The organism is Actinokineospora sp. (genome assembly GCF_050699995.1).
Taxonomy (GTDB): domain Bacteria; phylum Actinomycetota; class Actinomycetes; order Mycobacteriales; family Pseudonocardiaceae; genus Actinokineospora.
Genome location: NZ_JBOHGC010000435.1, coordinates 1 through 24,815, shown reverse-complemented (window position 1 = coordinate 24,815; position 24,815 = coordinate 1). Strand labels below are relative to the sequence as shown.

Genomic DNA, 24,815 nt, shown 5'->3' with positions numbered 1-24,815 from the left:
GTGAGGGGTCGTCCGAACGTGTCGGACGACCCCTCACCGCGGTGCGCCTACGTCAGCCCTGGAAGCAGGGCTTGTCGAACTTGTAGTCCTTCGCCGTCGGCCCGACGAAGAACGGCTTCACCGTGCTGACACCGGTCGGTGAGGCCTCGTCCGGCTTGGCGATCATCGTCTCCCGGACCACGCCCTTGTCGGCGTCCCCGGTGAAGTTGCCCGCCGTGGCGGGCAGCATGCCCTCGTAGTCGACCTTGTCCAGCTGCTTGACGGCCTTGAGCAGGCCCTCCCTGGTCAGGTCCTTGTTCTCGACGGCCTTCTTCAGCGCCGCCCGCAGCGGGTAGGACCAGACCCAGCCCGAGGTGTAGCCGTCGTTGCCCGTGACGCCGGAGCCGAGTGTCTCCCGCATGACCTTGTGGCCGGGGGTGTCCGCGGTGAAGGTCTCCCACGGGCCGGACTGCAGGTACAGCGCCTTGAACGCCGGGCCGGCCGGGCTCTTGAGCAGACCTGGGTTCCACGTCGGGCTGGTGCCGATGTACTTGCCGGTGTAGCCGCGCGCCGCGGTCTGGCCGACGATCACCGCCGCGTCGGTCGGGCCGGTCGTCAGGATGACCAGGTCGGGCTTCTTCGAGGTGACCGCGTTGATCGCGCCCGCCTGGTTGTCCTGGCCGGACGCCGTCTCCACGGCCTCGAACGTGAGGCCGTTCTTCTCCGCCGCCACCTTGGCGCCCGCCGCCGCGTCCTCGCCGTAGTCGCCGGGGTAGTGCACGGCCATGACGGACTTGGGCTTGAACTGCTCGACGGCGTAGTCGATCGCGTTCATCGACTCCAGGCAGTAGTTGGTGCCCGATTCGAGGATGACGTCCTCGAACGCCCACGCCGAGGTCCACGAGGCGGGCACGGACACGATGTTGTTGTCACCCAGGTCCCCGATGATCGCCGCGGTCGTCGGCGAGCCGAGGGTCTGCGCCAGGCCGAGCACCTTGCTCTTGATCTCCTGGTAGACCTGGTTGTGGGTCTCCGGGTTGTACTTGTTGTCCCGGACGTAGGTGGTGACGTCGACGCCGTAGCCGTCGATGCCGCCGGACTTGTTGACCCGCTCCCAGAACTTCTTCTGCGCGTCGGTGATCGGCACCGCCAGCGCCTTGAACGGCCCGGAGGTCAGGTCGGAGATCGTGCCCAGGAAGATGCAGCCCTTCTTGAGGTCGGGCGTGTCCTTGCACGGCTCGGCGGTGACACCCACGTCGGTCTTGACGGCTCCCTCACCGCCGCCGCCGCCCCCACCGGAGTCACCTCGGCCGCAGCCGGTCGCGATCAGCGCCAGGGCGGACAGGCCCGCCAGCAGCTGAGTTGTTCGACTGGTCATCGGTATTCCTTTCGTGGCAGGCGAATCGACTTTCAGTAGGAGAAGGGCCATGCCTTGAAGTAGTTGCGTATCCGAATCCAGATCCCGAAGAGCCCCCGCGGCTCGAAGATCAGGAAGAGGATGATCATCAGTCCGTAGAAGATGATCGCGAGGTTGGCCGCGCCGAGTGGTGCGGTCACGTCCGAGCTGATGAACGGCAGAACTGTCGGCAGCTCCTGGGTGAGCCGCGGCAGCATCGTGATGAACAGCGCGCCCATGATCGAGCCGGAGATCGTTCCGGCCCCACCGATCAGCACCATCGCGACGAATTGGATGGACAGCAGCAGGTTGAACGAGTCGGGTTCGACCCGCCCGAGAACCGCGTAGAGCAGCGCGCCCGCGCAGCCGGCGTAGAACGACGAGATGCCGAATGCGAGGACCTTGTAGCGGGTGACGCTGACCCCGATCACGTCGGCCGCGATATCGCGGTCGCGCACGGCGGCGAACGCCCGGCCCACCTTCGACCGCACCAGGTTGCGGGCGAAAATCGCGAAGATGATCAGCAGCACCAGCGTCAGCAGATACATCTTCTGGTCACCCGTGAGCAGGTCGCCGTTGCGGTCGAGGCGCTGGCCGAACATCTCCGGCACCGGCCCTTGCCTGCCGACGCCCGGCCCGCCGGTCAGCGACTTCCACTCCTTGAAGATGTGCAGGCCGAGGAACACCAGTCCGAGGGTCACGATGGCCAGGTAGAGCCCGCGCAGCCGGGTCGCCAGCGGCGCGACGATCACGCCCGCGATCCCGGCGACCAGACCGGCGGCGAGCAGCCACAGCGGCAGGAACGTGATGCCGAAGCCGATCGTGCGCCTGCCCGGCTCGCCGCTGAGCGCCGACGCCGTGTACGCGCCGATGGCGAGGAAGAAGGCGTGGCCGAGGCTCACCTGACCCGCGTAGCCGGTCACGATGTTCAACCCGATGGCGCCGATCGCCGCCGCCAGCCCGGTCGCGAACAGGTGCAGCCACTCGTCGGGCAGTCCGAAGGGGACGTAGGTGGCGGCGAGCAACACCATCGCGACGACCGCGAGTTGCTTCGGGCGGGTGTTGAGCATCCGCAGGTTCTGCCCGTAGGAGGTGTACAGCTCGGGCCTGCCCCACAGCTGTCGAGAGGCCTTTGTGGACCGTTGCTCGGTCATACCCGTTCCACCTCCCTCGTGCCGAACAACCCGTACGGTCTGACCAGCAGCACCAGCAGCATCACCACGTAGGCCGACACCACGGAGAAGTTCTGGCCCAGCCACGGCGCGAAGTCGCCCTGGTAGGTGGCGACGAGCGACTCGACCAGCCCGACGGTGAACCCGCCGATCACCGCGCCGCCCAGGGAATCCAGCCCGCCCAGGATGATCGCGGGCAGCGCCTTGAGCGCGATGATCCACAAGTTCTGGTCGATGCCCGCGCCGGTGGCCTGGAACGTCCCCGCCACCGCGGCCAGCGCGCCCGCCATCGCCCACGAGGTCGCGAACACCGTGCCGACGGAGATGCCTTGCGCCAGCGCGGTTTCCTGGTTGAACGAGGCCGCCCGCATGGCGAGGCCGAGCCTGGAGTACTTGAAGAAGGCGAACAGTGCGACCACAAGGAGAACCGTGGTCACCAGCATCACGATGTGCCGCTCCTGGACCTGCACGCCGTTGATGTTGATCGAGCTCAGTCCCCAGGGGTCACCCACGGGCCGGACGTCGAGGCCGATGAAGATGTTGGCCACCAACCGGACCACGATGTCGATGCCGAGGGTGATGATCGCGATCACGAACACCGGCTTGCCGACCATCGGCCGGATCACCGTCCGCTCGATGCCGAGCCCGAGCAGGGCGACGCCGATCGCGCCGAGCACCAGGGCCAGGAAGAAGCCCCACGGACTCGGAATCCCGAGCAGCGGTTCGGCGATGAAGCTGACCGCCAGGGCGCCCGCGAGCATGAACGCGGGCTGGGCGAAGCTGACCACCCGCATCGACTTGTAGATGATCACGAAGCCGAGCGCGAGCAGCGCGTAGACCGACCCCTGGCCGAGTCCGCCCGCCACCGCCTGCAGGAAGGTGGTCATGCGCCGCCTCCCTTGGCGTACATGGATTCGACGAGACCGTCGAACAGCTTCCCGAGCGCCGACCGCTTGACCTTCTGCGTCGCGGTCAGCTCACCGTCCTCGTGGTCGAGTTCCTTCGGCAGCATGCGGAACTTCTTGATCTGCTCGACGGAGGCGAACTTCTTGTTGACGTCGTCGACGATGCCCTGCACCAACTTGATGACCTCGGGGCGCTCGGACAGGTCCCGATAGGTGGTGTACGGGATTCGCTTGCGCTGTGCCCATTCCCCGACGGTCTCCAGCTCCACGCCGATCAGCGCGGTCAGGTACGGGCGCTTGTCGCCGATCACCACGGCTTCCTTGATGTACGGCGAGACCTTGAGCGCGTTCTCGATCTCCGAGGGCGCCACGTTCTTGCCGCCCGCGGTGATGATGATGTCCTTCATCCGGTCGGTGATCTTGACGTGCGTGCCGTCGACCCACACGCCCACATCGCCGGTGTGCAGCCAACCCTGCTCGTCGACCGCCCGCGCCGTGGCCTCCTCGTCGCGCCAGTAGCCCGCGAACACACCCGCGTGCCGCGTCAGGATCTCGCCGGTCTCCTCGTCGACCCGCAGGTCGACGCCCGGGTGCGGCTCGCCGACCGTGCCTAGCTTGACCCGGCCCGGCCGGTTGGCCGTGGCGATGGCGCTGTTCTCGGTCATGCCGTAGACCTCGTGCATCGGCACCCCGATGCCCATGAAGAACTTCAGCACGTCCGGCGCGATCGGCGCGGCGCCCGAGGCGGCGTAGCGGACCTTGCGCATGCCGATGCGGTCGCGCAGCGCGCGGTAGAGGAACAGGTAACCCAAGGCGTACCGCACCCGCGTCCGCGCGGTGTGCTTGCCGCCCGTGCGCACCAGAGTGTCGCCGATGCCGTCGGCCACCTTGAGCCAGAACCGGGCGAGCCCGCGCTTGACCGGGGACGCCGAGGCGATCTTGATGTTGACCCCGGCGAGCACCTTCTCCCAGATCCGCGGCACCCCGAACAGGATCGTCGGCTGGATCTCCCGGAGATTGGGCTGCACGGTCGCGATGGACTCGGCGAAGTTGACCTGCACGCCCGCCGACGAGTTGAACCAGGTGGTGAAGATCCGCTCGGCCACGTGGCACAGCGGCAGGTAGGACAGCATGATGTCGTCGGTGCTCGGCGGGGGCGAGGTGAACCCGCCGCTCTCGATCAGGGTCTGGATGCTGAACTCGACATTCGCCACGCTCAGCATCGCGCCCTTGGGCGGGCCGGTGGTTCCCGACGTGTAGACCAAGGTCATGATGTCGTCGGACCGCGCCTGGCTCATCGTCTCCTCGACCGCGCCCGGATTCGCCGCCCGGTGCTCGGCGCCGATGGCCAGGAGGTCTTCCCAGAACAGCAGCTTCGGGTTGTCGTAGCGGCGCCGGATGCCGCGCGGTTCCAAGTAGACGATCCGCTCGAGCTCGGGCAGCTCGTCCAGCACCGACAGGACCTTGTCCACTTGCTCCTGGTCCTCGGCGAGCAGGACCTTGCTGCCGGAGTGGGCGAGCAGGTAGGCCACCTCCGACGCGGGATTGGTCGGGTAGAGGCCCACGGTCATCGCCCGCACCGCCACCGCGGCGAGGTCGGTGTAGAGCCACTCCCGGCGGTTCTCCGACTGGATCGCCACCCGGTCGCCGGGCCGCACCCCGAGCGCGAGCAGCGCGTGGCCGACCAGCTCGACGGTGTCCCAGTAGTCCGCCCAGGACACCTCCTGCCAGATGCCGAAGTCCTTCTCCCGCATGGCAACCGCGTCGGGCATGGTGCGCGCGCGATCCCGCACCCTGGTCACGATGGTGGTCGTGGTCTTGGTGCTCGGCTCGACGACCTGGGTCATGACGTCACCTCCGTCGCGTGTTCCTGTCCCAGGTACGCCCGGATGACCCCTTCGTCGGCCTGGACCCGGCCGGGCGTGCCGGTGACGATCGGCGTGCCGAAGTCCATCGCCATCACCCGGTCCGCCAAGTCCATGACCAGGCCCATGTCGTGCTCCACCAGGATCATCGGGATGTCGAGTTCGTCGCGGATGTCGAGGACGAAGCGCGCCATGTCCTCGGTCTCCTCGAGGTTCATCCCCGCTACCGGCTCGTCGAGCAGCAGCAGCTTGGGTTCCATGGCCAGCGCCCGGCCCAGCTCGACCCGCTTCTGCACGCCATAGGGCAGCAGACCCACCGGGAACGCGCGCCACTGCTCCAATTCGAGGAAGTCGACGATGTTCTCCACCACCGCGCGGTTCGCGATCTCCTCCCGCCGCGCCCGACCGAACCAGGCGAACGCCGACGGCGCGCCGTAGCGGATGTGGTGGTGCCTGCCGAGCATCAGGTTGTCCAGCACGGTCAGGTTCGCGAACAGCTCGATGTTCTGGAACGTGCGCGCCATGCCGAGTGCGGCGATCCGGTGCGGCGGCTTGCCCACGAGGTCGACGCCGTCGAAGACCACCCGCCCCCGCTGCGGTCGGTACACCCCGGAGAGGACGTTGAAGATCGATGTCTTGCCCGCGCCGTTCGGGCCGATGATGGCGAACAGCTCGCGCTCGCCGACCTCGAAGGACACGCCGTTGACGGCCTTCACGCCCGCGAACGACAAGTGGACGTCCTCGAACACCAGGATCGGCTCGGGCTGTGACGTTGCTTCGCTCGCAAGCTCGCTCATGACAGCCACCGCTTCCGGCGCTTGTAGTGCTTGACGTCGCGGAAGGACTTGACCGCGCCCTCCGCGCCGAGTCCGAGGTAGAACTCGCGGATGTCCTCGTCGGCCAGCAGTTCCTTGGCGGGCTTGTCCATCACGATCTTGCCGTTCTCCATCACGTAGCCGTGTTCGGCGATGGACAGCGCCATGGTGGCGTTCTGCTCGACCAGCAGGACCGTCGTGCCCTGCGCGTTGATCTGCACGATCAGGTCGCGGATCTGCTGGACCAGCAGGGGAGCCAGGCCCAGGCTCGGCTCGTCGAGCAGCAGGTAGCTGGGGTCCGACATCAGCGCCCGGCCCATGGCGAGCATCTGCTGCTCACCGCCGGAGAGGTAGCCAGCGGTCCGTTTGCGACGGTCGCGCAGCACCGGGAACAGGCCGTAGACCCGCGCGAGGTTCTCCTTGAGGTGCTTGATGTTGGTGTGCGCGCCGACCCGCAGGTTCTCCTCGACCGTGAGCTCGGCGAAGATCTGCCTGCCCTCCTGGACCTGCTTGATTCCCTTCGACACGATCCGGGCGGCGTTGCTGCGGTGGATGGGCTCGTCGTCGAGGGAGATCGACCCCTTGGTCACTTCGCCCTCGTGCACGCCGAGCAGGCCGGAGATGGCGCGGAGCAGCGTCGTCTTGCCCGCCCCGTTCGCCCCGAGCAGGGCGACGATCTTGCCCTCCGGCACCTCCAGACTGACACCACGCAGCACCAGGATCACGTCGTCGTAGACGACCTCGAGGTTCCGGACCGCGAGCATCACACCTCCTACCGGTGACCCGCGTCACACTCTGTCAGCAGAGCATTGATCACGCGACCGCTGGGACCAAGCAATGAGGCTTGATTCGTTATAAGTTCCTCGCGCTCCGGCGACCGAGTCGGAGTGTCGTGTCGTTGGGGTGACTACCGGCTACGCCCTGTGTTCAGTCGAGCAGCGTGGTCCCGTTGAACACGCCCAGCCGCTCTTGGTAGAGCTCCAGTCCGACCCCGTTCGGGTCACGGAAGTAGACGCTGTCCTCAACCCCGCGATCGGGCCCGAGGTAGGAGATGCCCGCGTCGTCGAGCTTCTTCTTGGCCGCGTCGAACATCTCGGCCGACACCGAGATCGCCAGGTGCTGCACCCCGCCGATCGTCTCGGCGAACGGCGGGTGGTCGTGGCCGGGGAAGTCGAAGAACCCGAGCAGGTTCCGGTTGCCAATGTCGAAGAAGAAGTGGCTCGACCCGGCGTAGTCACGGTTCTCCACCAGTTCGACCAACGGGAACCCGAGCAGGCCTTGGTAGAACTCGATGGTCTCCTCGACATCGCGGCAGATCAGCGCCAGGTGATGGATGCCGCGGACCGTCGTCGGCTGCCCAGGCCGCAGATACCGCTCGCGCAACGACTCTCGGCGGGCGCGGATCTCGTGGAGCTCCTGACCTTCCGGCTGCGGCATCGTGCTCCTTTCGCCGAACGGACCACCCACTTTATGGCCGTCATGGCCACGGCACACGTTGTGGCGGTTGATCGTCTTCTGGTCCGGGTATTTCCCTCTCAGCCGTCCAGGGCCTGCCATGATCGAAGAGGATCCGCCCCAGTGGCCGAAGAGCGCCGATGAAGCTCTACGCCGACCATCCCGCCCGCCGCGCGCGTCAGATGACCGCCGACCTGCTCGCCTTGCTGATCGTGTTCGCCACCGAGGTCCGGGAACGGGTGCTGCGGCTGCGGGCGCCAGGCGAGGGCCTGGTCGACGCGGGCGGCAGGTTGAGCGGCACGTTCGACTCCGCCGCCACCGCCGACGACGTGCCCCTGGGCCCGGACGGACACGACCTGCTCGCGCTGCGGGCTCTGGTCACCCAGCCGCTGTCCCGGCTGGCGTCGGCGGGCCCGGTCGGCGCGGGCCGGCGCACCGGCGACCCGGAGACGGTGGCGGGCCTCGCGACCCGCGAACTGCGCAAGCTGGGCCTGCACCCGCCCGCGAGCTGACGACGAGAAACTCGCCGCGTATCCGAAGAAGAGGTGCCACCCCCTGTCCACTGAAACCACAGCGGACAGGGGGTGGAAGAAGGGGTCCGAAATTGGCCTACCGGGTCTGCGCAGGCGGGATGTGGGCGACCGGTGTAGCGTTTGGGCAGCTGTCATGGTTCCGAAGTGCAGGTCGCCCGTGAGCGCGAGCCACGGGCGTTTTGTTGTTCAGAGTCGCTGAGGGCCACGGCGATCACCTTCGGTCCCGCATCGTGCGGGTGCCGACTTCTACTGCTTTGGAGAGAAAATGGCTACCGGAACCGTCAAGTGGTTCAACGCCGAAAAGGGCTTCGGCTTCATCGAGCAGGACGGCGGCGGTCCCGACGTCTTCGCCCACTACTCGAACATCGCCGCCCAGGGCTTCCGTGAGCTGCAGGAGGGCCAGAAGGTCTCCTTCGATATCACGCAGGGCCAGAAGGGCCCGCAGGCGGAGAACATCGTCCCCTCCTAGTCCTCGTGGCGGTCGCCGATCCTTCGGTGGCCGGTCAGCTGCGCAGGTGGGCACCCGGATGGGCGCTCACCTGCGCAGAGCTGTCTTGGCAACGGATTCCAGGGCACGCAGATACCAGAGTTGGCCGTCGCGGTTCGGGTGGTAGGAGTGGCCCAGGGGCGTCGTGAGCGGATGCACCCAAGGGTCCTCGCCGCAGATCCCGTGCCCGGCGAACGCTTCCCGAACGTCCACGAAGGTCAAGGCGCCCCCGGTCGCGGCGACGGCGGCCGCCGTCACCTCGGCCAGCGCATCAGCCCCGTCGTTCACCGCGGCCCGCTTGGCCGCGGACAACCCACCGGAACAGCTCCGCGACTCGAACAACCGCGGATAGCCCAGAACCACGACCTTCGCTTTCGGTGCGGCGGCCTCGATCCCCTGGAACAGCCGCTCGAACCGGCCGGGCAACTCCGAGCGGATCAGCTGGACCGCCCGCTCCACGGACTTCTCGCAGGCGCCGTCCGAACCCAGCGTGCACGTGGTCATCACCTTGGTGAAGTCGGCGTCCATCCCGCCCACGGTGAGCGTCACCAGTTCGGTCTCACCGGACAATGACCCCAGCTGCCGGTCCGCGACGTGCTGCGTGGTCGCCCCGGAGCACGCGGGGAAGGCGAATCTCGCGGGCGAATGCGAGTCTTTCCAGAGGTTCGGATGGGCGAAATCGCTGCGCCCACAACCGGTCTCGGCGTTCCCTCCACTCCCGACTCCGGCGGCATACGAGTCGCCCAGTGCGACGTACTCCGTGACCTCCGGTGCGGGAACCACAGCCAGGGCCAACATCAACGCGGCAGTGATACTCATGCCCGCAGTCGTAGCACTGTGGACAACCGCACTGGGATCGGTTAACCCGTTTGTGGTGCGCCCTCACCAAATCGGGCACCTGACTATGAGCCGCCGCGCCGGAAGGCCGCGCGGTAGTCCCTCGGGCGTCGTCCGGTGTGTTCGGCGAAGAGGGTGGCGAAGGTGCCGGGGTCCCGGTAGCCGACGGCGGCGGAGATGGCGGCGACGGTTCGGTCGGTGGTCTCGAGCAGGTGGCGGGCGCGGCGGACGCGTGCGGACCGCAGGTAGTCCAGCGGGCTTTGGCCCGCCTCCTCGGCGAAGCGCCGCAGCAGGGTCCGGGTGCTCACGGTGAAGGTGTCCGCCAGCGCGGCGAGGTCGTAGCGGGCGCTGAGGTTCTGGTCGAGGCGGCGCATGACCTGGTGGGAGAAGTCGCTGCCAGGCCGGGGGAGTAGCCGTGTGTCGACGTAGGGCGTCTGGGACGACCGTGCGTCGTCGACCAGGGCCACGCGTGCGGTTGTCCGGGCGACGTCGGCGCCGCTGTGTTCGCGGATCAGGTCGAGGGCGAAGTCGTACATCGCGCTGAACGCGGCGGTCGTCGTGACTCCTTTGTCGGTCACGACAAGGCGGTCCGCGCGGATGTCGGCGTCGGGGCAGCGTCGGGCCAGTTCGTCGGCGAACAGCCAGGAGGTGGTGGCCTGGCGGTGATCGAGCACGCCTGCTTCGGCGAGGAGGAACGCGCCGACGCAGATCGAGACGACGGCGTTGCCCGCGGCGGCGTGGGCGCGGATCGCCGCGAACTCGTTGGCCAGGCCGGTGAGCCGCACGTCGAGGTCGCGGTCGCGCCCGGGCTCGAATCCCGGCACGACAAGGACATCGACCTCGCGCAGCGGGGAGACACTCAACGCCACGCCGCCCGACGCCACGACGCGGCGGCGTGGCGAGACGATGGACACCTCGTATCCGGCGCGGTCCGGTCCGGCGACGTGCGTGGCCATGGTGAGGAGATCGGGCACGCCGAACACCTCGGAGGCGAAGCAGCCTGGATAGGCCAGGACGCCGACTCGCAGCATGTGGCGAGATTACCCCGATACGTGGCGATCTGGCCTATCCCGATCCCGCGGACGCCTGGTCCAGGCTGTGCGCATGACCGACTGCCTCGACGATGCAATCACCGACTTCTCCCGCCGCTCACTGGGGGTGGACGGCGTGACGAAGACGGTTCACGTCGCCGGATCAGGGCCTGCCGTGGTGCTGATGCCGGAGATGCCCGGCATCAGCCCCGATGTCCTGCGGCTCGCCCGGTGGGTGCGGGACGCGGGGTTCACCGTGTACGTGCCCTCGCTCTTCGGCGTCGACGGCGCCTATCCCACGGCCCAGGCAGGCGACAAAGTGGCGCGCCGCGCGTGCGTGAGCGCCGAGTTCCGTGCGTTCGCCGGTGGCGGGACCAGCCCGGTCACCGGGTGGTTGCGCGGCCTCGCGCGGCTGGCGCACGCCGAGTGCGGCGGCCCGGGAGTCGGCGCGATCGGGCTGTGCTTCACCGGCAACTTCGCCCTCACCATGGCGTTGGAGCCCGCCGTCATCGCGCCCGTGGTCAACCACCCGTCCCTGCCGTTGGACGACCCCGCCGGACTCGAACTCGACGAGGCGGACGCGCTCGCGATCCGCGACCGCGTCACCCGCGACGGACTGACGGTCCTCGCCTACCGCTTCGCGGGTGACCGCTGGTGCACCGCCGCGCGCTTCGCCGCCTACCAGGCACTCCTCGGCGACGCCTTCGACGGCCGCGTCCTGCCGGACGACGCCGCCAACACCGACCCGCCCCCGTTCTTCCGCGACGTGGTCGGCACCCCGCACAGCGTCGTCACCGCCCACCTCGTCGACGAGGCCGGACACCCCACACTGCGCGCCAGGGACGAAATCCTCGCCTTCCTGACCGCCCGCCTGATGCCAGGCCGCCGAGAGGTCTGATCAGGGGCAGGCCAGTTGGGAAAGGCCCGCCTTCCGGCCGGTGAGGACCAGCAGGATGGCGACAATCGGACCGCGGAACTCCGGTCCTCACCCGCGCGGCGATGTCCTTGCCGTGGACGACGATGTCCACCAGCGTCTCCAGGTGGGTGACGCCGAAGTTGTGGCGACGCGACCCGACCATGCCGCGGATGTCGGCGATCAGCCGCTCGGTGGGCTGCCGGGTCTGGAAGCACGCGCTTTCCCGGATCATGTGGTTGAGGCTGCCCGGGTGCCGCAGCGCGCCCCACCGCCCCTCGGCAGGCCACCACGAGGGTCGACCTGTACGTCGACCCGGTGCCCCCACACCTGGCTGGTCGCGCAGTCGTCCCACCAGGGCGTCATCGAGCGCCACCTGCAGCCGTGCGAGCGGGTCATGTCACTGTCATACGGCAGCATCGGGGCAGCCCAATCGCTCTATCGTCAAGTCCACTTTGGACGGATGCGCTGTGACGAACCCTCTCCACATGGGGGTGACGTTCCCTCGGCGGGCGACTCACGATGAGAGCCACGTTTCGTTCAAGTGACGCTGGAGGACACCGTGGGGCGCGCGACCGAGGTCTACCGGGCGGCGAGGGACCAACTGCTGGCCCTGGCGGGCAGGCACGAGCAGGCGGTGGCCGAGTTCGCCTGGCCCGACCTGGGCGGGCGGTTCAACTGGGCGGTCGACTGGTTCGACGCGATCGCGCGCGGCAACGACCGCCCCGCGCTGGTCATCGTCGAAGAGGACGGGCGGCGCGCGGAGGTCTGTTTCGACACCATGGCCCGGCGCTCCGACCAGGTCGCCGCGTGGCTGGCAGGCCACGGGGTGCGGCGTGGCGACGCGGTGATCCTCATGCTGGGCAACCAGGTCGAGCTGTGGGAGGCCATGCTCGGGGTGATGAAGCTCGGCGCGGTGATCATGCCGACGACCACCGCCGTCGGCCCCGCGGACCTGGTCGACCGGATCGCCCGCGGCCACGCCCGGCACGTCATCTGCAACACCGCCGACGCGCCCAAGTTCGACGAGGTGCCCGGCGACTACACCCGGATCTGCGTCGGCCGCACCCCCGAGGGCTGGCTCGACTTCGACGCCTCCCACGGCGTCGAGGCCACCCCCGCGGACCATCCCGGCACCGGGCCCGACGACCCGCTCCTGCTGTACTTCACCTCCGGCACCACCAGCAAGCCCAAACTGGTCGAGCACACCCAGGTCTCCTACCCGGTGGGGCATCTGTCCACGATGTACTGGATCGGGCTGCGGCCCGGCGACGTGCACCTCAACATCTCCTCGCCGGGCTGGGCCAAGCACGCCTGGTCCTGTTTCTTCGCGCCGTGGATCGCCGAGGCGACCGTGTTCGTCTACAACTACGGCCGATTCGACGCCGCCGAGTTGCTGGCGAACCTGCGTGCCGAGCGCGTCACCACCTTCTGCGCGCCGCCGACCGTGTGGCGGATGCTGATCAACGCCGACCTGTCCGGCGGCCCCGGCGACCTGCGCGAGATCATCGGCGCGGGTGAGCCGCTCAACCCCGAGGTCATCTCGCAGGTGCAGAAGCACTGGGGGCTGACCCTGCGCGACGGTTTCGGCCAGACCGAGATGACCGCCGCCATCGGCAACACCCCGGGCGCGCCGCTCAAGCCCGGGTCGATGGGCAGGCCGCTGCCCGGTGCGCCGATCACTCTGGTGAACCCGCTGACTGGAATGCCATCGGAGACCGGCGAAGGCGAGATCTGCTTCGACCTGTCCCGCCCGCACCTGTCGCTCATGACCGGATACCTGGGCGACGCGCTCCGCAACGCCGATGCGATGGCGGGCGGCTACTACCACACCGGCGACGTGGCCTCGATGGACGAGGACGGCTACATCACCTACATCGGGCGCACCGACGACGTGTTCAAGGCCTCGGACTACAAGATCAGCCCGTTCGAGTTGGAGAGTGTCCTCATCGAACACCCGGCGGTCGCGGAGGCCGCGGTCGTGCCCGCGCCCGACGAGGTGCGGTTGGCCGTGCCCAAGGCGTATGTGGTGCTGGCGCCCGGTTTCGAGCCGACCGGGGAGACCGCGTTCGCCATACTCAAGTACGCCCGCGACCACCTCGCCCCGTACCAGCGGGTGCGCAGGCTGGAGTTCTACGACCTGCCCAAGACGATCTCCGGCAAGATCCGCCGGGTCGAGCTGCGGGCCAGGGAGAACGCGCTCGCGCCGGGTGAGTCCGCCGAGTGGCGTGACGACCAGTTCACCGACCTCAAAGGGTGACTGCCGCGCTCAGCCCTGGGTGTCGGGGTCGTCCGCGGCGCCGAGCGCGTCGTCGACGCCGATCTCGCCGTCCGTGCGGACGTGGTCGTGAAGGCTCGCGTCTTCTGCCGCGTCCGGCGGGCGCGTCGTCGGTTCGCTCATGAGAACCCCTTGTGTGGTCAGTCGCCGAAGTCGGGTGGTCCGCTGACCCATTCCAGGGTCAGCATCGTCGCGCCGAGGGTCAGGTGCAGGACGTCGTCGGCGGTGTTGGTGGGCACGAGGTTGGCCGCGCTGTTGTCGGCGACGATGAGGCCGTAGACGCCGAGCAGCAGGTAGAGCACGCCGCCGCCGATGAGGAACGCCCTGGCCGACGCGGTGGCGCGGGCCATCACCAGCCCCGCCAAGCCGAACCCGAGGTGCACCAGGTTGTGCAGAGTGGACACCGCGAACAGGCCGAACAGCAGCCCTGGGTGCTCGTGGCCGGCGAACCCCATCGTCTCGTTGCCGGTGACCGTCGCCGGGACGAAACCGGCCACGCCCAGTGCGATGAAGACCAGACCGAAGAAGAACGCCGCTTCCCGGGCGAATCCTCGGGCCGCGGCCTCGTCGGCGGCCGGGATCTGGTGTGCGTGTGCCATCGCCGTCGCCTCCCTGACTCGTGACGTCACGGTGTGCCTCCATCGTCCGCCCGAAACGGACGCCGCGAAAGTTGGAACGCGTCACCGTTCGCGTTCGCCGGACACGGCGGCACCGGCCGGGGCAGACTCATGGCGTGGCTCAGGGGGTGGAGGCGCGGGCGCGCGGTGTCGTCGGTCAGCTTGTCGGGGTGTGGGTGGCGGCGATTGTCGGGTTGTTCCTGGCCGGGCACGTGGCGGTATTCGCGTGGCTGTTCCAGGTGCGGTCCTGGGTGGGTCCCGCGCTGATCGCGCTGGGGATGCTCTCGGTGCCGGTGTTGCTCGCGGGATCGGTGTGGTGGCGCGGTTCCAGCCTTACCGGGACGGTTCGCGGCAAGCTCATCTGGACCGTTGTCGTCATTCTTGTGGCTGTACCCGTGGCGGTGTTCATCGGGGCCGTGACCGAGGCACTTGAGCCGGGCGTCGACTTGGACTTCGCCGGGTTCATCGCCGTGTCAGCGGCGTTTCCGCTGGTCGCGGGCCTGATGGTGAACTGGGTCGCGGTCAGGTGGGCTTGCGGCGCGGTGCTGGCGGCCAGTGTCGTGGTCGGCCTGTGGGTGCCCACCGCGGTGCAGACCTGCGCCGAGGATGTCGCCGACGAGCCGACGTCCTGGCTCTCGCCGAACCCGCCGCCGTGCGACCGCGACGTGTGGCGGCACTTCCGGGAGTTCTGGTCCGACATCGTCGACTGACTGGTGCCGTCACTTCCACCAGGCGGTCTCGTTGACCGGGGTGGCGGGCGACCCCCGCCAACCGACATCGGAGGTGCGCATGTTCCGCCGACTCACCCTCATCGCCGCCATCACCGCCGCCGGGGCCATCACCATGGCCAACGGCCCCGCCACCGCTGACCCAGTTGTGCTGCCGGACATCGACGGCGGGCTGCTGTCGTGTACCCAGCTGGTTCCCCACGTGCTGTCCCTGGACAACACCCCGGTCCGCCTCGACCTGCGAATCCTGCTCGACGGCGCCTCCCAGAGCGAGGCACAGACCGCGGTCACGGCCATGCGCCGGGCCTACGAACCCATCGGCGTCACCATCGCCGACTCCTATCAGGCCGTGTCGTTCACCGGTGTGGACGCGAACGGACTCACCCAGCAGGCGAAGGACCTTTACGGCGGCGTCCGGCCCGCGGGCATCGACGTCGTGTACACGTTGACCACCAAGGACATTACTGCGGCGGGGGTCACCGGCAACAACGTGGCGGGGTTGGCCGACTGCATCGGCGGCGTCCGCTACGCCGACCGCGCCTTCGCCGTCGGTGAGGTGCACGGCGTGGGCACGCCGTTGCTGCCGATCCCGGTCAGCGACGGCACCGGCAAGATCATGGCGCACGAGGTCGGGCACCTGCTCGGCGGACACCACCACTACTCCAGCCCGGAGGGCCTGCTCGCCTCCGACCCGAGTGCGCTGACGCTGATGGGACCGACCCTGAGCCTGATCAGCCTGCGCTTCTCCACGCTGAACAGCCTGATGGTCAAGGGCCACGCCCAGCGCTACGCGGCTCCGTAGGCCTGATTCCCGCCTGGGAACGCGGCACTTCCCTGAACTCTCGGCAATGACACGCCCCACCGCGGAGCAGCCGATCACGGCGAGCGACGCGGAGGGCGGCACCGAGGCTCGCTGATCGGCGGGGAGTGACGCGGGGTAGGAGAGTGGAGGGGTGCGGAACGATTCGCGGTCGACAACCCACGAGGCGGAGCCTGCGCAGGGGCGGCGGGCCGGGCTGCTGATGCTCGCGGTGTTCGCCGGAGCCCAGCTGCTGTGGTTCGCGTCAGCCGTGGTGGTGTCGGTGGCTTTCTCGGTGGGGGAGGGTCCGCTCCCGCTCCCGGCTTTGGTGGCCCTGCTCGTGGTGCCCACGACGCTGGCCGCGTTGGCGGCGGTGGCGGGCACCGCGCTCGTCGGCGGTGGGGCACGGCGGGGGCGGGTCGCGCGCGAGCTGGTCTTTCGCCGGCGGTCGCGTGACGTCGGCTTGGGCGCCGCCATTGGGTTCGGCGGTTTGGTCGTCACGATTCCGGCCGCGGCGGTCTGGTCGTCCTGGGTCGGCGCGGATGACGCGACCTCGGCGGTCGGTGAGGCATTCGGGGGCCGGACGCTGGCCCCGGCGACGGCGATAGCGGTGTTCCTCTTCGTGTGGCTGCTCGCACCGCTCGGCGAGGAAGTGCTGTTCCGCGGTGTGCTGTGGCGCGCGTTGGAACACTGGCGGTGGAACCGGTGGGTGATCTTCGCGGTCACCGGTGTGCTGTTCTCCATCGCCCACCTGGAACTGCTGCGCACGCCGCTGCTGCTGGTCATCTCGATTCCGGTCGGCCTGGCCCGGATGTTCACCGGCAACCTGCTCACCAGCGTCGTCGCACACCAGGCCAACAACTTCCTGCCCGCGCTCGCGCTGCTGCTGATCACGACCGGGGGCCTGCCCGCGGTCCCCGGCGAATGAGAACACGTGGAGGTACGCGGATGAGTTCGAAACCGTGGTGGCTGATGACCGTGGCGCTGGCCGCGGCGCTCACGGCATGCGGCGAATCCCCGCCTGGCGGGCCGGTGTCGTCCTCGACGACCACCTCGATCACCTCTGCCCCGACGACTCCGTCGGAGCCCCTGATGACGCTTCGGGGTGTGGTGCAGGAGGGGGTGGAAGCGGGCTGCCGGGTGTTGACGACCGACAGCGGGCAGTACCTCCTGCTGGCGGGTGAGGGCGTGGTGGTGCCCATGGGCACGGAGGTGGTCGTCGAGGGCCGGCTCGCCACGGATCTGGTGAGCTACTGCCAGCAGGGGACTCCGTTCGCGGTGACCAAGGTCGAACCCGCGTGAGACTGTCTGTGCCTTGTGCGATGGTGCGACCGTGGTGGTGAACTTCGATGCCGAGCTGTGGGACTGGGACGCCCGCCGCGCGGACAGTTGGACTTTCGTGAGCCTGCCCGCCGACGCGTCCGAGGAGATCCGCGCCGTCACCGGTCCGCGGCGAGGCTTCGGCTCGGTGCGGGTTCGAGTCACCGTGGGCGCCACCACCTGGACCACATCGGTCTTCCCGGACAGCGGTCGCGGGGTGTACGTCCTGCCGGTCAAGCGAGCCGTGCGCCGCGCCGAGAAACTTGACGTCGGCGACGTCGCCGCGGTCTCCGTGGAACTGCTCGACGGCTGAGCTCCGCGTAGGGTCGCGACATGACCAGTGCCGACCTCGTGGTGGACGCGTTCGAGCGGATCGCCGAGGAGGTGCGCGCCGCCGTCGACGGGCTCAGCGTCGATCAACTCGCGCACCGGGTCGACGACGACGCGAACTCCATCGCCTGGCTCGTATGGCACCTGACCCGCATCCAGGACGACCACATCGCGGGGATCTCGGGGCTCGACCAGGTGTGGCTCGCGGACGGCTGGGCCAAGCGGTTCGGCCTGCCGTTCCCCGACGCCGACCACGGCTACGGGCACACCAGCGAGCAGGTCGCCGCGGTCCGGGTCGAGGCCGACCTTCTCGCCGGCTACCACGCCGCCGTGCACCGCCAGTGCGTCGACTGGGCCGCGGGCATCACCGACGCCGACCTCGATCGGGTCGTGGACCGCGCGTGGAACCCGCCGGTCACCCTCGGGGTGCGGGTGGTCAGCGTGATTTCCGACTGCCTGCAACACGCGGGCCAGGCCGCGTTCGTCCGCGGAATCGTGCTGAGCGGCTGATTCACAAGTCCTATTTGTAAACACAGTGAATATTGTGTCCGGTCACAACACTATGCGAAAAGTGTTGTAGTCGATTCCACTGTGTGCGGTGCACTTGCTCGGGCAGGCTTGTTCATTGATTGAACGCCGTTTCACGCTGCGAGGAGCCAGACCGTGCGCAAACACACCAGGTGGCTAGGTTCGGCGGCGGTGGCACTCAGCGCGGCACTTGTGGTGCCGTTCACCGGCGCGCGGCGCCCGCTCCGGTGGGTACCGCCTCTGCCGCGGCCGATCCGGGACCCGCGCCATGGGCGCAGGTTCCGCGCGACCAGGTCGCCGCGGAATGCGGGCTGGACCCGGCGCTGCTCGACCGGGCCGACGCGGCGCTGCCGAGCATCCCGTTCACCATCGTCCGACACGGGAAGCTGTGCTGGGTCAACCGTCCGGCCGATACCACCTCGACCTACCACGTCGCCTCGGTGACGAAGACCTTCGCCGCGACCCCTGTTCGGCATGATCGCCCAGCGCAGCAGCACCCTGGACGACACCGACCCGGTCCGCGAATGGCTGTCCACCTGGGAGGACGGGTCGATTAACGCGCAGGCCACGCTGGCGTACGTGCTGGCCATGACGTCGACCAAATCGAACCTGGCCACCGACCAGAAGGGCAGCTGGAGCTATGACGCGCTCGGCTGGCGGGAGATCAACCGGCTGATCACGGTGATGAACCGGGCGATCCAGCGCGAGCCCGCCGCCTATCCCGGTGTCACCAACGTCCAGCAGTTCGCGCAGCGCTACCTGTTCGACGTGCTCGGGATGCGTGGCTCCGACTGGGGCGGTTCCACTATCGCCTACAGCCTCAACAGCACCACCCAGGACCTGTCCCGGCTCGGCCTTCTGTTGATGCAGAAGGGAAGCTGGCAGGGCACGCAGCTGCTCGACGAGAAGTTCGTCTACCGGATGACCCACCCGGCGTTCGAGGACACCAACACCGGCTACGGCTACCTCATGCAGATGATGCCCACCAGGGATGGCGCTACTCATCCGGCACCAACGACACCGCGTGCTCGCCGTACAGCACCTGGCCGCGCCACCCGCACGCCCCGTTCAACGCGACCACGCACAACTACGGCGGCACCCCGTACACCGGTGAGCGCTACGACATCGGACTCGCCTGTGTGGCCGGGGCGGGCGGACAGCGGGTGTCACTGCACCGCGGCCTCGACCTGGTGATCACCGTCCGGGACGACAGCACCAACGAGGGCCACAAGCGGGTGTGGAACGCCATGCGGCCCGCGCTGGTCGCGCTCGACCCGCGGTACGCGGGCGACGAGGCCGGGTTCTGCGCCGCGTATCAGCGAAGCCAGCACGCCCCGGCGCTTCGCTTCCCCTGGTCGGCCAGCGCGAGCCAGTAGCCCACGAGCTGTGATCAGTCACAACGAACAGGCGCCAATTCATGGAACACGTCCAAGGCGCGCAATAGCTCTCCCTGCATTCGATCCGTCCGACCGATAGGAGCTATGACATGACAATCCGGCCGCAGCGCAAGAAATGGCTGATGGTGTCCGCGTTGACCGCGGGTCTGCTCGCCACGTCGCTGCCCGCCCTGGCGAGTTCCCTGGCGGGCGCGGCCGACGAGGTCGCCGCCGTGCCGTCGAGCCACTACGAGCAGCCCGGGCCGCATGGCGTCACCAAGGTGCAGGGCGGACCGAACTGCACGCTCTACTACCCGGGGAACATCGGCGCGAGCGGCATCCAGCACCCGATTATGGCCTGGGGCAACGGCACCGGCGCCACCCCGGATAGCTACGATGCTCAACTGCGCCACCTCGCCACCTGGGGTGTCGTGGTGGCGGCGGCGAACACGACCCAGGCGGGGTCCGGCCAGGAGATGCTCGCCTGCGGGAAGTTCGTCGTCGCCGAGGACCAGCGCGCGGGCAGCGTGTTCCACGGCAGGATCGACGAGACGAAGTTCGGCGCCGCCGGGCACTCACAGGGCGGTGGCGGCGCCATCGCGGCGGGCGCCGACCCGATCGTCACCACTACGATCCCGCTGCAACCCGGACCGCAGGGCACGGTGTCCAAGCTCCACGGACCGAGCCTGTTCATCGCGGGCCAGAACGACTGGATCGTGCCGTCGTTCTACGTCCGGTCCCGCTACTCGCAGGCCACGCAGATCCCGGCGATCTTCGCCGAGCTGCGCGGCTCGGACCACTTCTTCCCTGGTGACACCCGGATCCGGCTCATCGGGGTGCTGACCGCGTGGTCGCGGTTCCACTTGATGGGCGACGAACAGGCTCGTGGCATCTTCTTCGGCCCCACCGCCACCTGTGGAATCTGCAACGACAGCACGGCGTGGTCCGCGGTGGCGCGCAACAGCAAGGCGCTGGTCATTCCCGGCTGAGCGGCTCGCCTCGCCTGGTCAGCCCGTGCGTTTTAAAATGATTGACCCGCCGGGTTTCATGCGACACTATTGTTCCAACACCGACGAAGGAGATCGAGATGGCCAGCATGCGGAAGCGAGGAACGCGGCGCTGTTATAGCGACGCGGCCTGCGGCGCGCGCTTGTCGAATCTCCGGTCGGCCTGGTCCGAGTGGTCCGAAAAGTCGCAGCTGAGCAGGTCAGGCTCCCCGCCGATGACGTAGACAGTCATGTGAGGGAGCCGTCCATCGGGAAACCGATCGGGCGGCTTCTTTGTTTCCCATGCCCGAATTCGATCCCTTCCGCCGATGTTTATCGCGCCACTGGTGCATGCGCATTTTGACAAATCCACAGCGGAGCAGACATTCCTCGTCCACCTCGCGTCGAGGTCGGGCCAGGCATGGTGGAGACGGGCTGCGGAGCCCGACCCGGCTGTAACCCGGGCGCCCTTGAGGGCACAGGTGGTTCGACTCCACCCTCCACCACTACGCCGCGGACAGGGGTGCCCGCGGCGTTTCGGCGGCCGTGGTGAACTCGGCGGACACGTCGGTCTTCCAAACCGAAGCAGCGGGTTCGATGCCCGCCGGCCGCTCACCTGGAAAGCACCCCGGATGGCCGGCGGGGCTGTGGGGTAGGCCGCCGCACTTTCACTGCGGAGGACAGGGTTCGAGTCCCTGGCCGGCTGCGCATGACCACCGCGCGCGCCCGCCCGCGGTGGACCGTCGACAAGGAAAGTGTTGTCGGGCAAGGAGGATTGGCCGAGCGGTAAGGCAGCCGTCTCGAAAACGGTAGTCGGCGCGGGAGCGCCGCGCAGGTTCGATCCCTGCATCCTCCGCTGCCGCGGCGTTTCGCGGCGACGGGTCGTTAGCTCAATTGGTCAGAGCCGCCGACCCGGTGGTTTGTGTAAACTCGTGTAAAAATGTGTTAGATTGGTCGGGTGAAGCTGTCGGAGTGGGCACGCGAGCAGGGCGTGTCGTACCGCACCGCGCTGAACTGGTTCCACGCCGACACGCTGCCCGTTACCGCCCGACAGCTCCCTACTGGGACGATCCTGGTCGACTCGCCTGCCCGTGCCGAGGGTGCGGCGGTGGCGTACTGCCGGGTGTCCGGCGCTGAGCAGCGCCTGGATCTGGAACGTCAGGCCGGGCGGGTCGCGGAGGAATGCGGCGCGCGCGGCATCACGCTCGTGGCGACCGTGACCGAGATCGGTTCCGGGCTGGACGGCAATAGAGTCAAGCTGCGGAAACTGCTTGCCGACCCCACCGTGACCACGATCGTGGTCGAGCACCGTGACCGGCTGGCCCGCTTCGGCGTCGAACACCTCGAAGCCGCCCTGTCCGCGACTGGTCGCCGGATCATCGTGCTCAACCCCGACGAGGTCAAAGATGACCTGATGCGGGACATGGTGGAGGTGTTGACCTCCATGTGCGCCCGTCTCTACGGTGCCCGTTCGGCCCGTGAACGCGCCGACGCCGCCGTCAAGGCCGCTGCGGTGGCCAGGTGAAACCCGTGTTGCAGGCGTACCAGTTCGCGTTGGACCCAACCCCGGAGCAAGACGTGGCGCTGCGGTCGCACTGCGGCGGGCAGCGCTACGCGTTCAACTGGGGTCTCGCGCGGATCAAGGCCAACCTCGGCCAGCGCGACGCCGAGCGTTCCTACGGCATCCCGGACGCAGAGTTGACCCCGTCGGTGAACTGGTCGGCCTACAGCCTGCGCAAGGAGTGGAACGAGGCCAAGGGCGAGGTCGCCCCCTGGTGGGGCGAGAATTCCAAGGAGGCGTATTCGTCCGGTCTGGCGAACCTTGCGGCCGCCCTGGGGAACTGGTCGGACTCCCGCACGGGCAAGCGCCGCGGCCCGAAGGTCCGGTTCCCAAGGTTCAAGGGCAAGCGGGTCGGGTTGTCGTGCCGGATCACCACCGGCGCGTTCGGGCTGGTCGACGTCGATCGCCGGCATGTGAAACTCCCGCGTGTCGGCGTCGTGCGCACGCACGAGTCCACCCGGAAGCTGGCCCGGCGTGTCGAGCGAGGCACCGCCAGGATCCGGTCGGTGACGGTGTCGCATCGGCGTGGCCGGTGGTTCGTGTCGTTCTCCGTCGAGATCGAGCGCACCGATCCCACCCCGTCCCGGCCGGACACCGCTGTCGGCGTGGACCTCGGCATCAAAGCTCTCGCCGTGTTGTCGACCGGCGAGGTCGTCGCCAACCCCAGACACCTCGACGTCGCCCTGCGGGAACTGCGCCGGTCGCAACGCCAAGCCGCTCGTCGTCAGGGACCCGACAGGCGCACCAAGACCACGCCGTCGCAGCGCTGGCGGGCAACCCAGACCCGCATCGCGAGACTGCACACCACTGTCGCGAATCTCAGGCGGGACGGGTTGCACAAGCTGTCGACTCGGTTGGTCCGCACGTTCGGCGCGATCGTGCTGGAAGACCTCAACGTAGCTGCCATGACCAAGAACCGCAGACTGGCCCGCCACCTCGCCGGAGTCGGCATGGCCGAACTACGGCGGCAGATCGAGTACAAGGCCAACTGGTCAGGTGTGCACGTGCACGTCGCCGACCGCTGGTACCCCAGCTCCAAGACGTGTTCGGACTGTGGCGCGGTGAAAGCCAAACTACGCCTGTCCGACCGTACCTACACCTGCGACCAGTGCGGATTCACGCTGGATCGTGATCTCAACGCCGCCCGTAACCTCGCTGCGCTGCTCAGCGTGGCCACCGGCGGCGATGGCGGCGAGTTGCGCCGTGACAGCCCGATGGAAACCCACGTAAGACCCGCACCGCGCGGGCAACGGGTACCGCCACGGGAAGACCCCCAGGGTCAACGCCCGTACCGCAAGGAACGGGCTCAGGACACGGTTTCACACGCCTCCTGAACGGTTCAAGTCCCCGGCGACCCACCCACCACCAACCAGTGCCACGCCCCTGTGGTCCAACGGACAAGACACCGGCGTCCGAAGCCGGGGACGCAGGTTCGACTCCTGCTGGGGGCACGTTCGTCAATCCCCTGAGGTGCACCAGGCAGCACACCCGGCTGTTAACCGGGAGGACCAGGTTCGAGTCCTGGTAGGGGAGCGTTTCGACCGCCGCCGCTGCTCGGCGGCACCGCGCGTGGCTCGGCAGCCACCTGGGACTCATAACCCCGGGACACCTGGATCGACACCAGGGCGCGCGACGATTCTCCGGCATCGAGCCGGTCTTGGCCTACGTCACGACGGTCGTGGGGCGGCCTGCAAAGCCGTCGACACCGGGTTCGACTCCCGGGTGGGCCACCGATTTAGCCTGGATCCGTGGACTGATTGGCTGGTTGTTCGGCGTGCCGACAGAGAAAGTGCCTGCCGTGCAAGGAAAATCAGGGTTGTCGACGCCCTGAAACGTTCCCCTGACGGAAGGCACTTTCAGTGCAACTATCTCACGTTTGGTCCCAGGACGCTCCGCGGTTCGATGATGACAACCTCGTGTCGTGCGCGGGTCTGGTGCCGGTGATGGCCCTGGCCGAGCAGGCCGGCCTGTCCGAACTGGTGGCCGGCAAGGTCGCGTTCACCGCCACGACGGTGCCCTCGGCCGGAGCCAACCCCGCGGGCAAACTCACCGCGATCGTGGCGGGCATGGCCGCCGGCGCGGACAGCATCGACGACCTCAACATCATCGCGCTGGTGGGATGCCGCGACTGTTCGACCAGGTGTACGCCCCGGTCACGCTGGGCCAGTTTCTGCGCGAGTTCACCCACGGCCACAGCCTGCAGGTAGCGTCGGTCGCGCGGGCGCATCTGGTCAACCTTGTCACCACGACCGGGCTGCTGCCCGGCATCGGACAGCAGGCGTATGTGGACATCGACTCGCTGCTGCGCCCCGTGTTCGGGCACGCCAAACAGGGCGCCGGATTCGGGCACACCAAGATCTCCGGCAAGCAGGTGCTGCGCCGGGGTTTGTCCCCGCTGGTCACCACCATCTCCACCGACCACGCCGCGCCGGTAGTGGCCGGGATCCGGCTGCGCGCCGGCAAAACCGGCTCCGGCAAGAACGCCGCCTCGATGGTGGCCGAGGCGATCCGAACCGCCCACACCGCCGGAGCGACCGGCGAAATCCTGGTGCGCGGGGACTCGGCCTACGGCACCAGCACAGTGGTCAACGCCTGCGTCACGGCAGGGGCGCGGTTCTCGGTCGTGCTGACCCAAAACCGCGCCGTGCAACGGGCCATCGCCTCCATCGACGAGCATGCCTGGACACCCGTGCGCTATCCCGGCGCGGTCCTCGACCCCGATACCGGCGAGCCGATGCCGAGGGCGACCTAATGGATCAGTACTCCACGGCACGACACGAACGCGCCCCGTCGAGCACCGACAGCAAACAGGGCGGTACGGTGAGCGCTGGAAGCATCGGCGAATCTCCCGACAACGGGCGGTTATAAGGAACGCCGATGCTTCCGCCATGTCCGGCCAGTGTC

Annotated in this window: 27 protein-coding genes, 6 tRNA genes and 1 pseudogene; 23 read left to right on the top strand and 11 right to left on the bottom strand. The window is 68.4% G+C overall.

Annotated elements, in window-relative coordinates:
- Positions 1 to 52: 52 nt before the first annotated feature.
- The 7 genes from ACRDSQ_RS21925 to ACRDSQ_RS21895 all read right to left on the bottom strand — a co-directional run bounded on the left by ACRDSQ_RS21925 (position 53) and on the right by ACRDSQ_RS21895 (position 7,569).
- Positions 53 to 1,357, bottom strand: a complete 1,305-nt coding sequence (locus ACRDSQ_RS21925; RefSeq protein WP_431423656.1) for an ABC transporter substrate-binding protein — start codon at positions 1,355 to 1,357, stop codon at positions 53 to 55.
- Between the two features lie 32 nt (positions 1,358 to 1,389).
- Positions 1,390 to 2,529, bottom strand: coding sequence for a branched-chain amino acid ABC transporter permease (locus ACRDSQ_RS21920; RefSeq protein ID WP_431423654.1), 1,140 nt, complete (start codon positions 2,527 to 2,529; stop codon positions 1,390 to 1,392).
- The gene (locus ACRDSQ_RS21915) at positions 2,526 to 3,434 is read right to left on the bottom strand and encodes a branched-chain amino acid ABC transporter permease (protein ID WP_431423653.1); all 909 of its coding nucleotides are present in this window, start codon (positions 3,432 to 3,434) and stop codon (positions 2,526 to 2,528) included. Before ACRDSQ_RS21915 ends, ACRDSQ_RS21920 begins: the two co-directional genes overlap by 4 nt.
- Positions 3,431 to 5,299, bottom strand: coding sequence for an AMP-dependent synthetase/ligase (locus ACRDSQ_RS21910; protein ID WP_431423652.1), 1,869 nt, complete (start codon positions 5,297 to 5,299; stop codon positions 3,431 to 3,433). The genes ACRDSQ_RS21915 and ACRDSQ_RS21910 overlap by 4 nt, the downstream gene beginning before the upstream one ends.
- A complete protein-coding gene (locus ACRDSQ_RS21905) occupies positions 5,296 to 6,114 on the bottom strand; it encodes an ABC transporter ATP-binding protein (RefSeq protein ID WP_431423650.1) in 819 nt (272 codons plus the stop codon). Before ACRDSQ_RS21905 ends, ACRDSQ_RS21910 begins: the two co-directional genes overlap by 4 nt.
- Entirely contained in the window at positions 6,111 to 6,896 is a 786-nt protein-coding gene (locus tag ACRDSQ_RS21900) for an ABC transporter ATP-binding protein (protein ID WP_431423648.1), read from the bottom strand. Before ACRDSQ_RS21900 ends, ACRDSQ_RS21905 begins: the two co-directional genes overlap by 4 nt.
- A gap of 163 nt (positions 6,897 to 7,059) precedes the next feature.
- Positions 7,060 to 7,569 carry a VOC family protein gene (locus ACRDSQ_RS21895; protein ID WP_431423647.1) on the bottom strand — a complete coding sequence of 170 codons (510 nt, stop codon included), beginning with the start codon at positions 7,567 to 7,569 and terminating at the stop codon, positions 7,060 to 7,062.
- 158 nt (positions 7,570 to 7,727) lie between these two features.
- Between ACRDSQ_RS21895 and ACRDSQ_RS21890 the strand changes: the two genes are divergently transcribed.
- Positions 7,728 to 8,099 (top strand): hypothetical protein, encoded by a 372-nt coding sequence (locus ACRDSQ_RS21890; RefSeq protein WP_431423646.1) that lies wholly within the window; start codon positions 7,728 to 7,730, stop codon positions 8,097 to 8,099.
- A gap of 286 nt (positions 8,100 to 8,385) precedes the next feature.
- The gene (locus ACRDSQ_RS21885) at positions 8,386 to 8,589 is read left to right on the top strand and encodes a cold-shock protein (protein WP_431423644.1); all 204 of its coding nucleotides are present in this window, start codon (positions 8,386 to 8,388) and stop codon (positions 8,587 to 8,589) included.
- 66 nt (positions 8,590 to 8,655) lie between these two features.
- Here ACRDSQ_RS21885 and ACRDSQ_RS21880 read toward each other — a convergent pair whose 3' ends face one another.
- Both ACRDSQ_RS21880 and ACRDSQ_RS21875 read right to left on the bottom strand, forming a co-directional pair.
- Positions 8,656 to 9,426: an SGNH/GDSL hydrolase family protein gene (locus tag ACRDSQ_RS21880; protein WP_431423642.1), complete on the bottom strand. Its 771-nt coding sequence runs from the start codon at positions 9,424 to 9,426 to the stop codon at positions 8,656 to 8,658.
- Between the two features lie 83 nt (positions 9,427 to 9,509).
- Positions 9,510 to 10,475, bottom strand: a complete 966-nt coding sequence (locus tag ACRDSQ_RS21875) for a GlxA family transcriptional regulator (protein WP_431423640.1) — start codon at positions 10,473 to 10,475, stop codon at positions 9,510 to 9,512.
- A gap of 73 nt (positions 10,476 to 10,548) precedes the next feature.
- Between ACRDSQ_RS21875 and ACRDSQ_RS21870 the strand changes: the two genes are divergently transcribed.
- A complete protein-coding gene (locus ACRDSQ_RS21870; RefSeq protein ID WP_431423638.1) occupies positions 10,549 to 11,373 on the top strand; it encodes a dienelactone hydrolase family protein in 825 nt (274 codons plus the stop codon).
- 559 nt (positions 11,374 to 11,932) lie between these two features.
- A complete protein-coding gene (locus ACRDSQ_RS21865) occupies positions 11,933 to 13,648 on the top strand; it encodes an AMP-binding protein (protein WP_431423637.1) in 1,716 nt (571 codons plus the stop codon).
- 9 nt (positions 13,649 to 13,657) lie between these two features.
- On the opposite strand, the gene ACRDSQ_RS21860 is transcribed toward ACRDSQ_RS21865, so the two are convergent.
- On the bottom strand, positions 13,658 to 13,789 hold the full coding sequence (locus ACRDSQ_RS21860) for a hypothetical protein (protein WP_431423635.1): 132 nt from the start codon (positions 13,787 to 13,789) through the stop codon (positions 13,658 to 13,660).
- Between the two features lie 17 nt (positions 13,790 to 13,806).
- Positions 13,807 to 14,265: a DUF4383 domain-containing protein gene (locus ACRDSQ_RS21855; RefSeq protein WP_431423634.1), complete on the bottom strand. Its 459-nt coding sequence runs from the start codon at positions 14,263 to 14,265 to the stop codon at positions 13,807 to 13,809.
- Positions 14,266 to 14,399: 134 nt separating this feature from the next.
- Between ACRDSQ_RS21855 and ACRDSQ_RS21850 the strand changes: the two genes are divergently transcribed.
- The 19 genes and pseudogenes from ACRDSQ_RS21850 to ACRDSQ_RS21760 form a co-directional block, all read left to right on the top strand.
- Positions 14,400 to 14,993 carry a hypothetical protein gene (locus tag ACRDSQ_RS21850; RefSeq protein ID WP_431423633.1) on the top strand — a complete coding sequence of 198 codons (594 nt, stop codon included), beginning with the start codon at positions 14,400 to 14,402 and terminating at the stop codon, positions 14,991 to 14,993.
- A 79-nt stretch (positions 14,994 to 15,072) separates the two neighbouring features.
- Entirely contained in the window at positions 15,073 to 15,813 is a 741-nt protein-coding gene (locus tag ACRDSQ_RS21845) for a zinc-dependent metalloprotease family protein (RefSeq protein ID WP_431423631.1), read from the top strand.
- 151 nt (positions 15,814 to 15,964) lie between these two features.
- Positions 15,965 to 16,738, top strand: coding sequence for a CPBP family intramembrane glutamic endopeptidase (locus ACRDSQ_RS21840; protein ID WP_431423629.1), 774 nt, complete (start codon positions 15,965 to 15,967; stop codon positions 16,736 to 16,738).
- Between the two features lie 20 nt (positions 16,739 to 16,758).
- Positions 16,759 to 17,112, top strand: a complete 354-nt coding sequence (locus ACRDSQ_RS21835) for a hypothetical protein (RefSeq protein ID WP_431423628.1) — start codon at positions 16,759 to 16,761, stop codon at positions 17,110 to 17,112.
- A gap of 31 nt (positions 17,113 to 17,143) precedes the next feature.
- On the top strand, positions 17,144 to 17,443 hold the full coding sequence (locus ACRDSQ_RS21830; protein WP_431423627.1) for a DUF1905 domain-containing protein: 300 nt from the start codon (positions 17,144 to 17,146) through the stop codon (positions 17,441 to 17,443).
- Positions 17,444 to 17,463: 20 nt separating this feature from the next.
- A complete protein-coding gene (locus ACRDSQ_RS21825; RefSeq protein WP_431423626.1) occupies positions 17,464 to 17,970 on the top strand; it encodes a mycothiol transferase in 507 nt (168 codons plus the stop codon).
- Between the two features lie 245 nt (positions 17,971 to 18,215).
- The gene (locus ACRDSQ_RS21820) at positions 18,216 to 18,545 is read left to right on the top strand and encodes a hypothetical protein (protein ID WP_431423625.1); all 330 of its coding nucleotides are present in this window, start codon (positions 18,216 to 18,218) and stop codon (positions 18,543 to 18,545) included.
- Positions 18,463 to 19,182, top strand: coding sequence for a hypothetical protein (locus ACRDSQ_RS21815; protein ID WP_431423624.1), 720 nt, complete (start codon positions 18,463 to 18,465; stop codon positions 19,180 to 19,182). Before ACRDSQ_RS21820 ends, ACRDSQ_RS21815 begins: the two co-directional genes overlap by 83 nt.
- The gene (locus ACRDSQ_RS21810; protein ID WP_431423623.1) at positions 19,152 to 19,364 is read left to right on the top strand and encodes a hypothetical protein; all 213 of its coding nucleotides are present in this window, start codon (positions 19,152 to 19,154) and stop codon (positions 19,362 to 19,364) included. The genes ACRDSQ_RS21815 and ACRDSQ_RS21810 overlap by 31 nt, the downstream gene beginning before the upstream one ends.
- Positions 19,365 to 19,474: 110 nt before the next feature.
- Entirely contained in the window at positions 19,475 to 20,353 is an 879-nt protein-coding gene (locus ACRDSQ_RS21805) for an acetylxylan esterase (RefSeq protein ID WP_431423622.1), read from the top strand.
- A gap of 537 nt (positions 20,354 to 20,890) precedes the next feature.
- A tRNA-Gly gene (locus ACRDSQ_RS21800) sits at positions 20,891 to 20,963 on the top strand.
- Positions 20,964 to 20,984: 21 nt separating this feature from the next.
- Positions 20,985 to 21,056, top strand: a tRNA-Glu gene (locus tag ACRDSQ_RS21795).
- Positions 21,057 to 21,119: 63 nt separating this feature from the next.
- Positions 21,120 to 21,206: transfer RNA gene (locus ACRDSQ_RS21790), tRNA-Ser, on the top strand.
- Between the two features lie 102 nt (positions 21,207 to 21,308).
- Entirely contained in the window at positions 21,309 to 21,875 is a 567-nt protein-coding gene (locus tag ACRDSQ_RS21785; RefSeq protein WP_431423620.1) for an IS607 family transposase, read from the top strand.
- On the top strand, positions 21,872 to 23,245 hold the full coding sequence (tnpB, locus tag ACRDSQ_RS21780) for an IS607 family element RNA-guided endonuclease TnpB (protein ID WP_431423619.1): 1,374 nt from the start codon (positions 21,872 to 21,874) through the stop codon (positions 23,243 to 23,245). Before ACRDSQ_RS21785 ends, tnpB begins: the two co-directional genes overlap by 4 nt.
- A gap of 45 nt (positions 23,246 to 23,290) precedes the next feature.
- Positions 23,291 to 23,362: transfer RNA gene (locus ACRDSQ_RS21775), tRNA-Arg, on the top strand.
- Positions 23,363 to 23,372: 10 nt separating this feature from the next.
- Positions 23,373 to 23,444 (top strand) — tRNA-Asn (locus ACRDSQ_RS21770).
- 126 nt (positions 23,445 to 23,570) lie between these two features.
- Positions 23,571 to 23,641 (top strand) — tRNA-Cys (locus ACRDSQ_RS21765).
- Positions 23,642 to 23,770: 129 nt separating this feature from the next.
- Positions 23,771 to 24,639: pseudogene (locus tag ACRDSQ_RS21760) on the top strand (IS1380 family transposase); the annotation flags it as partial.
- Positions 24,640 to 24,815 lie beyond the last annotated feature (176 nt).